This window comes from Pseudonocardia sp. DSM 110487 (assembly GCF_019468565.1).
GTDB lineage: Bacteria > Actinomycetota > Actinomycetes > Mycobacteriales > Pseudonocardiaceae > Pseudonocardia.
Genome location: NZ_CP080521.1, coordinates 674659 through 688359, shown reverse-complemented (window position 1 = coordinate 688359; position 13701 = coordinate 674659). Strand labels below are relative to the sequence as shown.

The following is a 13701-nucleotide window of genomic DNA, read 5'->3' as shown; positions in this document are numbered from 1 at the left end:
CCATTCGCCGGATGTCACGGGGCGAGATGGAGCAACTCGTAGTCGGGAGGTAACGGATAGTGCAGCGGCGGAGCTAAACGTGCAGGTCGACGCTCCCCCACGGCGACCGCTCCCCGAATCGCACCGAGAGGACCCCCGCTCTCATGTCCGTTACCCGACATACCCGCTTGTCCCTGATCGCCGCCGCGGCCAGCGGCGCGCTCGTCGTGACCATGGCCGGCACCGCGCTCGCTTCCGCGCCTCTCGACGGCCCGAACTGCTCCGACCTCGGCCTTCAGGACGCCCAGGCAGCCCTGGACACCCTTGACCCGGCCGAGCGGCTCCGGCTCGACGACCTGTGCGAGGCGATCCCCGTCGTTCGTTCCGACGACAGCGAGGAAGCCGACGACGCCACCCCCGACACCACACCGGCGGCCGCTCCCGACGAGGACAACGACGACGACAAGAAGGCTGACAAGAAGGACGAGGGTCGCAACGACGACGGCGACGAGGACGACAACGCGGCCGGCGACCGGGACTGCTCCGACTTCGATTCTCAGGCCGATGCGCAGGCCGCGTTCGAGGAGAGCTCGAACGACGAGGAGCGGCTCGACGCCGACGACGACGGCATCGCGTGCAAGGACGCCTTCGGCACCGAGGACCAGCAGGTCGCGGTGTACCCGGAGGGCGGAGTGGCCACCGGCGGGGCTGCCCTGTCGTGATCGGAGCGCATCGCACGCTTCGCGCAGGCGCTGAAACATGAGTCGCTCGCAAGCTCGCTCATTGCGGGTCGCGCTGGTGGGCGTCGCCGTCGCCGTGCTGGCGGCGTGCGGCGCCCCCGGGGGCACTGTTCCGGCGGCGACCCCGGCCGCGCCGGCGGAGAGCGTCCAACCGCCGACCACCGCACCGGTCCAGCTCACCGTGCCGGCCATCGACGTGCACTCCGGACCGCTGCTCGATCTCGGCATCGACGCGGCGGGTGCCCTCGAGGTGCCCCCGGACGCCGTGACGGCCGGCTGGTTCACCCTCGCCCCCACGCCCGGGTCACCCGGACCGGCCGTCATCGCGGGGCACGTCGACTACAAGGGCGCGCCCGGTGTGTTCCAGCGGCTGGGCGACCTGAACCCGGGTGACGAGGTGTCGGTGGCCCGCGCGGACGGGTCGACGGCGGTGTTCGACGTCTACCTCGTGGAGCGCTACGCGAAGGCACGGTTCCCGACCGAGCGCGTCTACGGCAACACGGCGGACGCGGAGCTGCGGCTCATCACCTGCGGCGGCGTGTTCGACACCGGCAGCGGCCACTACCAGGACAACGTGGTCGCCTACGCCCGGCTGGTGAGGGTCGCCTGAGTGTTCGCCCCGTGGGCGACCGTGGACGATGGGGTGATGAAGGTCGTCGTCGACTTCGATCTCTGCGAGTCCAACGCCGTCTGCATGGGCATCGCCCCGGAGGTGTTCGAGGTGCGGGAGGACGATTTCCTCTACGTCCTCGACGAGCACCCGGGCGAGGCGCTGCGGCCGAAGCTGGAGCAGGCGGTTGCCGCCTGTCCACGGGCGGCGATCCGCCTCGAGGATTAGGCCTTCTCGGCCCGCACCGAGAACATCAGCGGCAGGCGCGGCACGCCCTCCGGCCAGCCGAACCAGCCGTCGCCGAGGTCGGTCATGCTCGGGAACCGGCGCCAGCAACAGACGTCGTGCTCGACGAACCCGGTGAGCCGCAGCCCGGCCGACAGCACGGCGTCCAGCACCTCGTCGAGCCCGTGTGCCCACTCGTAGGTCACCGTGCTCTCGGCGAGAACGCCAACGCCTGCGTAGGTGTCGGGCGAGTCGTAGCGCTCGGCGCCCGTGTTGAGGTAGTTGCCGTCGAGCAGCAGTCCGGTGGCGGGCTGCTCGTCGGCGGCCGCCTGCATCAGCGGGTGGAAGTCGATCGCGTAGAGCACTCCGCCCGGACGCAGCAGCTCGGCCACCACCCGCGCCCAGCGGTGCAGATCGGGCAGCCAGCACAGCGCGCCCTTGCCGGTGTAGACGACGTCGAACCGCCGGCCGCCGAGCGCCTTCACGGCCGCGTACACGTCGCTGTGGACGTACTCGATGTCCACCCCGCACTCGGCCGCAAGGCCCCGGGCGGCGGCGATCGACGCACCGGACAGGTCGAGCCCGACCGCGCGTGCCCCGTGCCGGGCGAGGCAGATCGTGTCGGTGCCGATATGGGACTGGAGATGCAGCACGTCCCGGCCGTCGACGTCGATCGCGGCGTACTCGAAGGCGGCGAGCCGCTGACCGCCGGCCCGCAGGTGATCGAGGCCGTAGCCACGCAGGTGCACGGGGACCCTTGCGTCCCAGTTGGACCGGTTCGCCTCCATCATCTCGCCGATCGACTCCATGGTTGCGCAGTCTCACCGGGCGCCCCGTTGCAGCAAAGTGGCTTTCCTGCAATCTCCCGACCGGTGGTTGTCGCCGCGCCGGGCAGCACCGAGGATCAGGGCACCCCGCGCAAGGAGGCGAGCTGATGACCGCCGTCTGGAACACCCCACTCACCCCGCTGGCGTTCCTGCAGCGCTCGGCCGAGGTCTTCCCCGACAAGACCGCGATCGTCTACGGCGACCGGCGGCACACCTACGCCGAGTTCGCGGCCGAGGTCACCCGGGTTGCGCACGCGCTGCGTGGTTCCGGGATCGCGCAAGGCGACCGCGTGGCCTACCTGCTCCCCAACGTGCCCGAGATGCTGGTTGCCCACTTCGCCGTCCCGCTCGCGGGCGCCGTGCTCGTGGCGATCAACACGCGGCTGGCCACCGAGGAGGTGCGCTACATCCTCGACCACTCCGGCGCGAAGCTGCTGGTCGTCGATGCGGCCTTCTACCCGACGGTGGCGCCGCTCTCGCGCCGCCTCAAGACGGTGGAGGAGATCGTCACGATCGTCGACCCGGCGGGCCCCGGCGACGGCACCGGCAGCGGCGTCACCTACGACGACCTGCTGGCAAGGGGCAACGACGAGCCGCTCGCGTGGGAGGTCTCCGACGAGACCGAGTGCATCTCGATCAACTACACATCGGGGACGACGGGGCGACCGAAGGGCGTGCAGTACTCGCACCGCGGTGCGTACCTGAACTCCTTCGGCGAGATCGTGCACTCCGGGCACACGTTCGACAGCGTCTACCTCTGGACGTTGCCGATGTTCCACTGCAACGGCTGGTGTACGCCATGGGCGCTCACCGCGGTGGGCGGCACCCACGTGTGCCTGCGGGAGGTGCGCGGCGACGTCGTCTGGCGGCTGATCCGCGAGCACGGCGTCACCCACCTCAACGGCGCGCCCACCGTCGTCACCACGATCCTGCGCGCGCCGGAGGCGGGCGACCTGGAGCAACCGATCACGATCACGACGGCAGGCGCCCCGCCCAGCCCCACCACGATCGCCAACGCCGAGCGGATGGGCTTCCGGATCGTGCACGTCTACGGGCTCACCGAGACCTACGGGCCGTACTCGGTGAACCAGTACCAGCGCGCATGGGACGACCTCCCCGTCGAGGAACGCGCGGCGAAGCAGGCCCGCCAGGGCGTCGGGATGGTCTGTGCCGACAAGATGCGTGTGGTCGACGAGCGGATGAACGACGTCCCCGCCGACGGCACCACCATGGGCGAGGTCGTGATGCGCGGCAACAACGTGATGCTCGGCTACTTCAGCGACGAGCCCGCCACCGAGAAGGCGTTCGCCGGTGGCTGGTTCCACTCCGGTGACCTCGGCGTCATGCACCCGGACGGCTACGTCGAGCTGCGCGACCGGGCGAAGGACATCATCATCTCCGGCGGCGAGAACATCTCGACGATCGAGGTCGAGCAGGCCGTCGTGTCCCATCCCGCGGTGCTGGAGGCGGCCGTCATCGGCGTGCCGGACGAGCAGTGGGGCGAGCGGCCCAAGGCTTTCGTGGTGCTCGCCGAGGGGCAGACCGCCACCCCCGAGGAGCTGATCGAGCACGTCAAGGGCCGCATCGCGCGGTTCAAGGCGCCGAAGACGGTCGAGCTGGTCGAGCAGCTGCCGAAGACCTCCACGGGCAAGGTGCAGAAGTTCGAGCTGCGGGAGAAGGAGTGGTCGGGGCACACATCGCGCATCCGCGGCTGAGGCACGCAGACCGCGACTCACCCACACTCACACCGCGACTCGCGCACACCCAGGGCGCGACTACCGCTTAGCATTGCTCATATGGCTCGTCCCGTACGAGCGGCTGTCGGCGCCGTCACGACGACGACGGCGTCCGTTCTGCCGGTCTTCCTGACCGGCGCGCTGACCGTGCAGATCTCCGCGGAGCTGGGGTTCGACCCCGCGGGCCTCGGCCTCGTCGTCGCGCTGTACTTCGGGATCAGCGCGGTGGCATCGCTGCCGTGCGGATGGCTGGTGGAGCGGTACGGCTCCGGCGTGACCAGCCGGGTCGCGGTGATCGGCGTCGCGTGCGCGATGGCCACGATCGCGGCGTTCGCCCGGTCGTACCCGGCGCTGGTGGCGCTGCTGCTGTGCTGCGCGTGGTGCAACGTGCTGGGCCAGCTCTCGTCGAACCTGACGCTCGCGCGGCACGTGCCGGCCACCCGGCTCGGGCTCTCCTTCGGCATCAAGCAGGCAGCGATCCCGATCGCGACGCTGCTGTCGGGGGCAGCCGTGCCGGCGATCGCGCTGACGATCGGCTGGCGGTGGGCCTACGTCATCGCGACCGGCCTCGCCCTCGGCGCGTTGCTGCTGACGCCGCACGGATCGGACGGACGGGGCCGGAGCTCCGCTGCGCGGGGCGAGCGGGCGACGGGCGCCCTGAGCGTGATCGGGCTGGCGGCAGGGCTCGGAGCGGGTGCCGCCACCGCGCTCGGGATCTTCCTCGTGGCGGCGGCCGTCGACCGCGGCATCGACGCAGGCCTCGCCGGGCTCACGCTGACGATGGGCAGCGTCGTGGGTCTGACGCTGCGGCTGGTCAACGGGTGGCTCGCCGACCGGCGGTCCGGCGGACACATCGCGGTTGTCGCCGGGAGCCTCATGCTCGGCGCGGCCGGGGTCGCGCTGCTGGCCGTACCGGACGCGATCGCGCTCGTGACGGGCACCGTCCTGGCCTTCGGTCTGGGCTGGTCGTGGCCCGGCCTCCTGCAGTTCGCGGTGGTGCGGCTGAACCCGGAGGCCCCGGCGGCGGCCACGTCGATCGTGCAGGTCGGGGTGTACGGCGGCGGGTTCGTGGGGCCGATCACGTTCGGTTTCATCGCCGCGCACGTGTCGTTCCCGGCAGCATGGCTCGCCAGTGCGGCGGCGATGCTGTTCGCCGGCGTCCTCATGGTGGTCGGCAGGCGGATGCTGATCGCGCATCGCGCGGCGCGCGACCTCCTAGCGGCGGAGCCCGTCCAGCAGTAGGCGCAGGGTGCTCTCCGCTGAACGGATACAGATCTCGCGGGGTTCGCCGTCGAACTCGAGGCGCAGTACGCGGATGCCGGACCCGTCGTCGACGGCGACGTAGACCGTGCCCGGCTCCTGCCCGTCCTGCGCCGACGGCCCGCCCGAGCCGGTCACGGCCACGGCGACGTCCGCGCCGAGCAGCCTGCGGACGCCCGCCGCCATCGACTCGGCGGCCTCGGCGCTCACCACCGGTCCCTCGGGGACGTCCAGCACCTCGTGTTTGACCTCGCTGGAGTAGGCCACGAGCGACCCGCGGAACCACTCGGATGCCGCGTCGGCCGCGGCGAGCGCGGTGGCCACCATGCCGCCGGTAAGCGACTCGGCCACGGCGACGGTGAGCCCGCGACGTCGAGCCTCTTCCGCGACCTCGCCCGCGATCCGCTCCCGGACCTCGCTCTGCACCCGCCCCCAGTACCCGCGGGCGCGACCGGTCATGCGAGACGCCGCTCCAGCGCGACGGCGTCGAACGGTGCGTGCACCTTGGCGTCGTTGTCGAAGTACACGTAGACGTCCCGGCCGGCGGGCTCGACGGCTGCCGCGGGCGCCACCGTGAACTCGCCGGTCGGCACCTCTCCGGCTCGCCACGCCCGCACCTTCGCGGCCCATGCATCGAGGGCCTCTGGGGTGTAGCCGCTGGTGTAGAGCTCGGTGTCGCCGTGCAGCCGGACGTAGACGAAGTCGGCGGCCACGTCCTCCAGGTGCGGCCACGTACCCGCGGTGTCCGCCACCACGAGCGCGATGCCCTGCTCGCGCAGCAGCTCCACGAACTCGGCCCGGCAGAACGTCGGGTGCCGCACTTCCAGGGCGTGCCGCAGCGGCCGGTCGGTGTCGGTCTCCGTGTGCGCGCGGCCGTCGAGCCGCTCGTCGTGCCGGGTCGCGAGCTCCGCGGCGGCGCCGGTGCCGCGCGGCAGCATGCGCAGGAACGGCTCGATCCGCGCGGGGTCGAACGGCATCCGCGGCGGCAGCTGCCACAGCACCGGCCCGAGCTTCTGGCCGAGCGCCAGCACCCCGGAGGCGAAGAAGTTCGCCAGCGGCGTCTCGACGTCGCGCAGCTGCTTGAGGTGGGTGATGAACCTCCCACCCTTCACCGAGAACAGGAACCCCTCTGGTGTCTCGGCGGCCCATGCCCGGTAGGACTCGGGGCGCTGCAGCGAATAGAAGGAGCCGTTGATCTCGATGCTGCTCACCTGCCGGGACAGGTACTCCAGCTCGCGGCGCTGGGCGAGGCCCTCGGGGTAGAACGTGCCGCGCCACGGCGGGTACCGCCAACCCGACGTCCCGACCCAGACCCTGGCCACCTCGCGAGCATCGCACCGGAAGGGGAGGATGGCCGGGTGAACGCAGCGATCGTGACGGGCGCGGCAGGCGCCCTCGGGCACGCGGTGGCGGCGGAGTTCCGCGCTGCCGGACGTCCGGTGGTGGCACTGGACCGGCCCGGCGAGCGGCTCGAGAAGCTGGGCGCGGAGGACGGCGTGCACGCCATCCCGGTCGACCTCGCCGACCGGGCGGCCGTGCACGCCGCGTTCGCCGAGGTGGACGCGCTTCCCGTCACCCCGGACGCGCTCGTCGCGCTCGCCGGTGGGTTCGTGCCGGGCAACCTCGCCGAGGTCGACGAGGAGCAGCTCGACGGGCTGTGGCGCTCCAACTTCGGCTCGACCCTGTGGACGGCGCAGGCGGCGGCGCCGCGGCTGGCCGCGCGGGGTGGCGGCGCGATCGTCACGGTCGGGTCGCGCACGGCGATGGCCGGCGCCGCCCCGGTGGCCCACGCCACGAGCAAGGCCGCTGTCGTCCGGCTCACCGCGCTGCTGGCCGAGGAGCTGCGGGCTGACCGGATCCGGGTCAACGCGGTGCTGCCGTCGACGATCGACACGCCGGCCAACCGCACCTGGATGAGCCCGAAGCAGGCCGAGCGGGCGGTCGCCCCTGAGGCGATCGCGAAGGTCATCGCGTTCCTCTGCGGCCCGGACGCCGCCCCGATCAGCGGCGCCGCGATTCCGGTGTACGGCGATGCCTGACCTGCGGACGGCCGTCGGTGCCGTGCTCGACTGGCCGGTGGGCCACGCCGCCGCCGCGGTGGTCGGCCCGTCGGGGGTGCTCGCCACGGCCGGCGAGACCGAGCGCGAGTTCGCGCTCGCGTCGGTGACGAAGCCCCTCGCGGCCTACGCGGTGCTCGTCGCCGTGGAGGAGGGCGCCGTCGAGTGGGACATGCCGGCCGGCCCCGAGGGCTCGACCGTCCGCCACCTCGCGGCGCACACGTCCGGCCTGTCGTTCTCCGACGGCGTGCAGCAGGCGAAGCCGGGTACGAGGCGGATCTACTCCAACGTCGGGTTCGAGGTGCTGGGCGAGACCGTCGCCGAGGCCGCGGGAATGCCGTTCGACCGCTACCTGCACGAGGCCGTGCTCGCCCCGCTCGGGATGGCGGACACCCGGTTGGACGGCTCCCCCGCGGCAGGCGGCGTCTCGACCGCCTCCGACATGGCCAGGTTCGCCACCGAACTGCTCTCGCCGACCCTCGTGCACCGCAAGACCCTCGGCGAGGCCACGACGGTCGCCTTCCCCGGGCTCGACGGCATCCTCCCCGGCTACGGCCGGCAGAAGCCGAACGACTGGGGGCTCGGCTTCGAGATCCGCGACGGGAAGTCGCCCCACTGGACCGGCGCGAACAGCTCGCCCCGCACCTTCGGCCACTTCGGCCAGTCCGGCACGTTCCTGTGGGTCGACCCCGACGCCCAGGCGGCATGCGTCGTCCTGACGGACCGGAACTTCAGCAGGTGGGCGGTCGAAGCATGGCCCCCGTACACGGACGGGGTCCTCGCAGCCCTGTGATTCCGACGAACGCGCCGTTCGTCGGAATCAGTTCTTGCTGCCCTCGTCCGGGCCGGCAGTGAGGTACGGCTGCGACGCCATGATCACCAGCTTGGTGCAGCGGCGGCCACATCCGGCCGGAGCCGCACCCAATCGGTGATCAAGGACGAAACGTCAGGTTGCCTGGCAGGCTGATCACCGGACCGGTGCATCCACGGCCAGATACGGCCGGGCCTGCACCCAATCGGTGATCACACCCGGAGCGACCCACGCCAACACGGGCATGATCACCGGACTGGCGCGCTCGCGGCCAGATACGGCCGTCGGCGCACCCAATGGATGATCATGGCCGGCATCCCACACGCCACGGGGCTCAGCGAGCCGGCGCCCCGACCGGCTGCGGACGTGATCATCGTCATGCCGGGATCGGTGCGCCGGACCGGGAATCATCCGCGGGAGTCGCCCGTTGTACAGCCTGTCCGGGCCGGGCGACCTGTGTCCCCGGGTCTCACATGTAAAGAGCCTTCACGGAATACCAGTCCGGCTGGAGCTGTGTCGTGCCACGCGCCGCGAGGCGACCAGCGCCTGGTCCGGACACCCTCGCGAGCCGGGAACACATCCCGGTCCGGGAGGGTTGGAAGAACTGTCCGACGCCGGGCGACCCGTGTCCCCGGGTCCCACCCTTTCGCCGCCCTACGAGGCGGCCGCGCGCCGTGAGGCGACCGGCGCCCGGCTCGGACAGCTCCCATCCACCGACTTGCCGCGTCCGACGTATCCCGCCGTCGTCGACGCGGCCGCCCGGGCGGCGCTGCCCCCGACAGCGCCGCCCCCAAACCTATCTTGACAATGATTGTCGGCTGTAGTGCAGTCCCGGTCCGTGCCCCGCCGCTGGCTGTCCCTGCTCGCCGTTCCTCTGTTCCTCGCCGCCTGCGGCGCACCCGAGAGCCCGCCTCCCGAGGACGCGGTCGTTCGGGTCGTCACGCCCTACACCGTCCGCAGCCTCGACCCGATCAAGCAAGGACTGTGGTCTCCGGAGTGGGGCTACGGCGAGCTGCTGATGCGGGCCACCGAGGACGGGCGGGTCGAGCCCTGGCTCCTCGAGTCACTGGACTCCGAGTCAGCGACGTCGTGGCTGCTGCGGCTGCGCCCGCGCATCCGGTTCGCCAACGGGAACCCGCTCGCCGCGGAAGGGCTGAAGGCCATCCTCGACCGGCACCTCGCGGAGAACGCCCTGGTCAAGGGGACTCTCGCCGGGGCGGAGACGCAGGTGCTCGACGACCGGACGCTGCGACTGACGACGTCGAGGCCAGTGGGCAACCTCCCCCACCTGCTCGCCGACGAGCAAGGCATCTCGGTCTTCGACCCCGCCGCCACCGAACCGGCGGGCGACATCTACACGGGACCGTTCCGGGTGCGGAGCCTGTCGGCGGAGGAACTGGTGCTCGAGCGCAACCCGAACTACTGGGGCGGCGAGGTACGGCTGGACGAGGCCCGCATCCGGTTCGTGTCCGACCCGCAGGCGCGTGTGCTCGCCGTGCGCAGCGGCGAAGCCGACATCGCCCTGTACCCGCCGACGGACGCGCTTGCCCAGTTCACGAACGGCAGCGGCCCGTCGGTCGCCGTGGCCGCCCAGCCCCTGCAGCACCTGCGCGCCATCCCGAACCTGCACAAGGCCCCGATGAACGATCTGGCCGCGCGGCAGGCGTTCGCGCTCGGCGTCGACTACCGGCAGCTCGCCGAGGACGTCCTCGGAACTCCCTACCGCACGCCCACCGGCCTCTTCCCCGACGTCGTCGACTACGCACTGCCGACCCAGCGCACCGACCCCGCCGAGGCCGCCCGCGTCCTCGACGCGGCAGGCTGGGCCACCGGCCCGGACGGCATCCGGCAGCGGGACGGCGCGCGGCTCGCCGTCACGATGCTGACCTACGGCTCCCAGCCCGACACCCGTACCGTCGCCGTCGCGATCCAGTCGCAGCTGCGCCCGCTCGGCATGGAGGTCACGATCGCGAGCGTCGACGACAACTACGCCGCGATGCGCGACCCCGCTGGCTGGGACGTCGGACTGAGCTTCGACGGCACGCTCGGCTACACCTACGACCCGATCGGCCCGCTCCGGTCGTTCCTCACCTCCGGCGCGCAGCGCAACTTCGGCGGCGTGGCCGATCCTGAGCTGGACGCGCTGGTCACGCAGCTGGAGGCCACGCCGGAGGAGCCGGCTCGTCGCCCGATGCTGGAGCGCGCCCAGGAGATCGTCGCCGCCAACCGGTACGTCGTGATCGTCGCCCAGCGCTCGTCGCCCGCGATCGTCGCAGAGAGCTTCGCGGGCTACCGGCCGTCGTCTGTGCTCCACCACATCGGTGCGCAGACCTAGCCTCCGGATCGCACAAGCGGCCGTCACGCTCATCGCGGCGGCGGTGCTCGTGTGGTCGCTGCAGTTGCTGGCTCCGGGCGACCCGGCCCGGCGCGTGCTGATTGCGGGCGGGGTGAGCAGTCCGACGCCCGATCAGGTCGCTGCCCTGCGCGCCGAGCTCGGCCTGGACGTGCCCGCGCCCGTGCGGCTGGGCCGGTGGCTGCTGTCCGCGGCTCAGGGCGACCTCGGCACGTCGTGGCGCACGGGTGCGTCGGTCACCGCGGAGCTCGCGGACCGGCTGCCGGCCACGCTGCGGCTCGCCGCCGTCGCGCTGGGACTGGCGTTGCTGCTGGCGGTCCCGCTGGCGCTCGCTGCGCAGAACCGCCACGCGGACCTCGGAGCGCGCGGCCTGATGTTCCTCGGCGCCGCGGCCCCCAGCTTCGTGGTCGGCACCCTGTTGCTGGAGGTCGTGGTCCTGCGCCTGGGCATCGGGCGGGTGCTCGCCGACGGGTCGTGGAGCGGGGCCGTGCTGCCGGCGATCCCGCTCGCGCTCACAGCGGCCGCGGTGTGGGCGCGGGTGCTGCGCGGCGCGATGATCGACGTCGGTACCCGGCGGCACGTCCACGTGGCGCGGGCGCGCGGCGCCAGGCGGCTGCGCGTGCTGCTCGTGCACGTGCTGCCGGGCGCGAGTCCGCCCCTGCTCGCCGCGATCGGGATGACGGTCGGTTCGCTGCTGGCAGGCGCGGCCGTCGTGGAGACCGTGTTCACGTGGCCGGGCGTCGGGCCGTACCTGATCGACGCGATCGTCGCGCGGGACGTCCCGGTGGTGCAGGGCACCGTGCTGCTCGGGGTGCTGGCCTACGTCCTCGCGAGCCTGCTCACCGACCTGGCGGCCGCCGCGATCGACCCGGGCCGGGCGCGATGACTGGGCGCGTCGAGCTGTGGACCGGCGTGGTCCTGCTCGCCTGCCTCGCCGTGCTCGCGATCGCCGTCCCGTGGCTGGGCCCCGATCCCGACGCGACCGACTACGCGAACCGCATGGCCGCCCCGGGCGGGTCCCACCTGCTCGGCACGGACCAGGCCGGGCGGGACGTGCTGGCACGGGTCGCGGCGGGAGTGCACACCTCGCTCGGCGCCGCGCTGCTCGTCACGGTCATCTCCGCGGTGGTGGGCCTCCTGGTGGGGGTCACCGCCGCGCTGGTCGGGGGTGTGGTCGACGCCGTGCTCTCCCGCGCGGTCGACGTGGTGCTGGCGGTCCCGCAGCTCGTGCTCGCGCTCGCCGTGGTGGGTGTGCTCGGCCCCGGCCTCACCAACCTGGTCGTCGCGATGGCGCTCGCCGGCTGGGCGCCGCTGGCCCGTTTCGCCCGTACGTTCGCCGACGGGCTGCTGCACCGGCCGTACGTCGTGGCCGCCGAGCTCGCCGGGGTACCGCGCCCGCTGGCCGCGCTGCGCCACGTCGTGCCGGCCACGACGTCCGGAGTCGCCGCGGTGGCCACGCTCGGCCTCGGCGAGGTCGTGCTCGGCCTGGCCGGGCTGTCGTTCCTCGGCCTCGGGGTGGCACCCCCGACCGCCGAGTGGGGGCAGATGGTGGCCGAGAGCACCACGGTCGCTGGCACGGCGCCATGGCTCGTGGTGGTGCCCGGCTCGCTGATCGTGCTCAGCGTGGCCTGCGCCTCCCTGCTCGGCGACGCGCTGACCCGAGAGGCCCGCTGATGCTCGCGGTCGAGGGCCTCTCGGTGCGCTACGGCGACGTCACGGCCCTGCACGAGGTCGACATCCGGGTCGCCGATGGCGAGGTCGTCGCGCTGATCGGAGAGTCGGGCTCGGGCAAGAGCACCGTGCTCGACGCGGTGCTCGGCGTCCTGCCGTCGTCGGCCGCGGTGTCCGGCACGATCCGGCCCGGCGGTCTGCGGCGCGGCATCGAGATCGGCTACGTCGCGCAGGACCCGTTCGGCTCCTGCGACCCGGTGTGGCCGGTCGGGCACCACGTCGCAGAGGCCTGGCGGGTGCACGGGCAGAGCGCGCCGCGCGGTCACATCGCGCGGCGGCTGGCGGCGTTGGGCGTCGCACCTGACGGGCTGCGCCGCAGGCCCCACACCTGGTCGGGCGGGATGTTGCAGCGGGCCGACCTGGTGGCGGCCACAGCGCACGAACCCCCGCTGCTGCTCGCCGACGAACCCACGTCAGCCCTCGATGCCGACACGGCCGAGGCCGCGATGGCCGGTCTCGTAGGCAGGGCCCGCTCCGCGCTGGTCGCCGGGCACGACCTCGCGCTGCTGAGCCGCTACGCCGACGAGGTGTACGTGCTGCTGCGCGGCAGGGTGGTGGAGCACATCCGGATCGACCGCGGCGGCGTCGCTGAGCTGGCGGCGAAGGCGGGCCACGAACACACGCGCGCGCTGCTGGCCGCGCTCCCTTCCAACCAGTTGCGGCAAAGCCCCTTTCCTGCGACGTCGCTTCAGGAAAGTGGCGTTTCAATAGCCCGCCTGGAGCGCGTGACCCTCGCCCACCCGGGCGGCCCTCCCGTGCTGGTCGACGTGGACTTCCATGTAGGGGCCGGTGAGGTGGTCGGCATCTGCGGTCCATCAGGGCAGGGCAAGACAACGGTGCTGCGGGCGCTCGCCGGGTTGCACCGACCGGCATCGGGCACCGTCCGGCTCGGCGGCGTCGAGGTCTGGCAGGGGCGGCGGCCTCACCGACCTCGTCCCGGGTACGTGATGCCGATCTTCCAAGACGTCTCCGCGAGCCTGGACCCGCGCTGGCCGGTGTGGCGCTCGGTGGCCGAGGCCGGCGCGACCAGGCCGGACGTCGAGCGGTTGTTCGCCGACGTCGGCCTCTCCCCCGCCCACCTCGACGCGCGACCGCACCAGCTCTCGGGCGGCCAGGGGCAGCGGGTGGCGATCGCGAGGGCGCTGGCCGGCAAGCCGGCCCTGATCGTCGCCGACGAACCGACGGCGGCCCTCGATCCCACCGTCGCGGCCGGCGTGGTGCGGCTGCTGCGCGAGGCTGCCGACGGCGGGTGCGCCGTCGTGGTGGCAAGCCACGACGATGCGCGCCTTCTTTCGTACGCAGATCGCGTGCTCCGGGTCGCTGAACTGGGAATTCGTGACGTGGGCAGCTCGTTGTAATGAGCGGAATCCAC

The 13701-nt window shown here is 72.6% G+C and carries 14 protein-coding genes; 11 read left to right on the top strand and 3 right to left on the bottom strand.

The features are described from left to right. Positions 1-143: 143 nt before the first annotated feature. From K1T35_RS03090 to K1T35_RS03080, 3 genes are read left to right on the top strand one after another with little or no spacing between them, the layout of a single operon-like run. Complete coding sequence (locus tag K1T35_RS03090; protein ID WP_255621531.1) at positions 144-701, top strand: excalibur calcium-binding domain-containing protein; 558 nt, start codon at positions 144-146, stop codon at positions 699-701. A gap of 37 nt (positions 702-738) precedes the next feature. Further along, on the top strand, positions 739-1329 hold the full coding sequence (locus K1T35_RS03085) for a class F sortase (protein WP_220258676.1): 591 nt from the start codon (positions 739-741) through the stop codon (positions 1327-1329). A 36-nt stretch (positions 1330-1365) separates the two neighbouring features. Beyond that, entirely contained in the window at positions 1366-1557 is a 192-nt protein-coding gene (locus tag K1T35_RS03080; protein WP_220258675.1) for a ferredoxin, read from the top strand. Here K1T35_RS03080 and K1T35_RS03075 read toward each other — a convergent pair. Then, complete coding sequence (locus tag K1T35_RS03075; RefSeq protein ID WP_220258674.1) at positions 1554-2363, bottom strand: bifunctional 2-polyprenyl-6-hydroxyphenol methylase/3-demethylubiquinol 3-O-methyltransferase UbiG; 810 nt, start codon at positions 2361-2363, stop codon at positions 1554-1556. The two genes, K1T35_RS03080 and K1T35_RS03075, sit on opposite strands and share 4 nt — an antisense overlap. A gap of 125 nt (positions 2364-2488) precedes the next feature. Here K1T35_RS03075 and K1T35_RS03070 point away from each other — a divergent pair, with 125 nt between their 5' ends. Further along, on the top strand, positions 2489-4096 hold the full coding sequence (locus K1T35_RS03070; RefSeq protein WP_220258673.1) for an acyl--CoA ligase family protein: 1608 nt from the start codon (positions 2489-2491) through the stop codon (positions 4094-4096). A gap of 81 nt (positions 4097-4177) precedes the next feature. After that, positions 4178-5359 carry an MFS transporter gene (locus tag K1T35_RS03065; RefSeq protein ID WP_220258672.1) on the top strand — a complete coding sequence of 394 codons (1182 nt, stop codon included), beginning with the start codon at positions 4178-4180 and terminating at the stop codon, positions 5357-5359. Here the strand turns inward: K1T35_RS03065 and K1T35_RS03060 are convergent. Next, a complete protein-coding gene (locus K1T35_RS03060) occupies positions 5333-5836 on the bottom strand; it encodes a CinA family protein (protein ID WP_220258671.1) in 504 nt (167 codons plus the stop codon). The genes K1T35_RS03065 and K1T35_RS03060 overlap by 27 nt on opposite strands. Continuing rightward, the gene (locus K1T35_RS03055) at positions 5833-6699 is read right to left on the bottom strand and encodes a DUF72 domain-containing protein (RefSeq protein ID WP_220258670.1); all 867 of its coding nucleotides are present in this window, start codon (positions 6697-6699) and stop codon (positions 5833-5835) included. Before K1T35_RS03055 ends, K1T35_RS03060 begins: the two co-directional genes overlap by 4 nt. Before the next feature lie 36 nt (positions 6700-6735). Here K1T35_RS03055 and K1T35_RS03050 point away from each other — a divergent pair, with 36 nt between their 5' ends. The 6 genes from K1T35_RS03050 (at position 6736) to K1T35_RS03025 (ending at position 13687) form a co-directional block, all read left to right on the top strand. Next, a complete protein-coding gene (locus tag K1T35_RS03050) occupies positions 6736-7416 on the top strand; it encodes an SDR family NAD(P)-dependent oxidoreductase (protein ID WP_220258669.1) in 681 nt (226 codons plus the stop codon). After that, on the top strand, positions 7409-8227 hold the full coding sequence (locus K1T35_RS03045; protein ID WP_220258668.1) for a serine hydrolase: 819 nt from the start codon (positions 7409-7411) through the stop codon (positions 8225-8227). The genes K1T35_RS03050 and K1T35_RS03045 overlap by 8 nt, the downstream gene beginning before the upstream one ends. Positions 8228-9083: 856 nt before the next feature. Beyond that, on the top strand, positions 9084-10580 hold the full coding sequence (locus K1T35_RS03040) for an ABC transporter substrate-binding protein (protein ID WP_220258667.1): 1497 nt from the start codon (positions 9084-9086) through the stop codon (positions 10578-10580). Further along, complete coding sequence (locus tag K1T35_RS03035) at positions 10567-11484, top strand: ABC transporter permease (RefSeq protein ID WP_220258666.1); 918 nt, start codon at positions 10567-10569, stop codon at positions 11482-11484. The genes K1T35_RS03040 and K1T35_RS03035 overlap by 14 nt, the downstream gene beginning before the upstream one ends. Continuing rightward, positions 11481-12272: an ABC transporter permease gene (locus tag K1T35_RS03030; RefSeq protein ID WP_220258665.1), complete on the top strand. Its 792-nt coding sequence runs from the start codon at positions 11481-11483 to the stop codon at positions 12270-12272. Before K1T35_RS03035 ends, K1T35_RS03030 begins: the two co-directional genes overlap by 4 nt. Further along, positions 12272-13687 (top strand): ABC transporter ATP-binding protein, encoded by a 1416-nt coding sequence (locus K1T35_RS03025; protein ID WP_220258664.1) that lies wholly within the window; start codon positions 12272-12274, stop codon positions 13685-13687. The genes K1T35_RS03030 and K1T35_RS03025 overlap by 1 nt, the downstream gene beginning before the upstream one ends. Positions 13688-13701 lie beyond the last annotated feature (14 nt).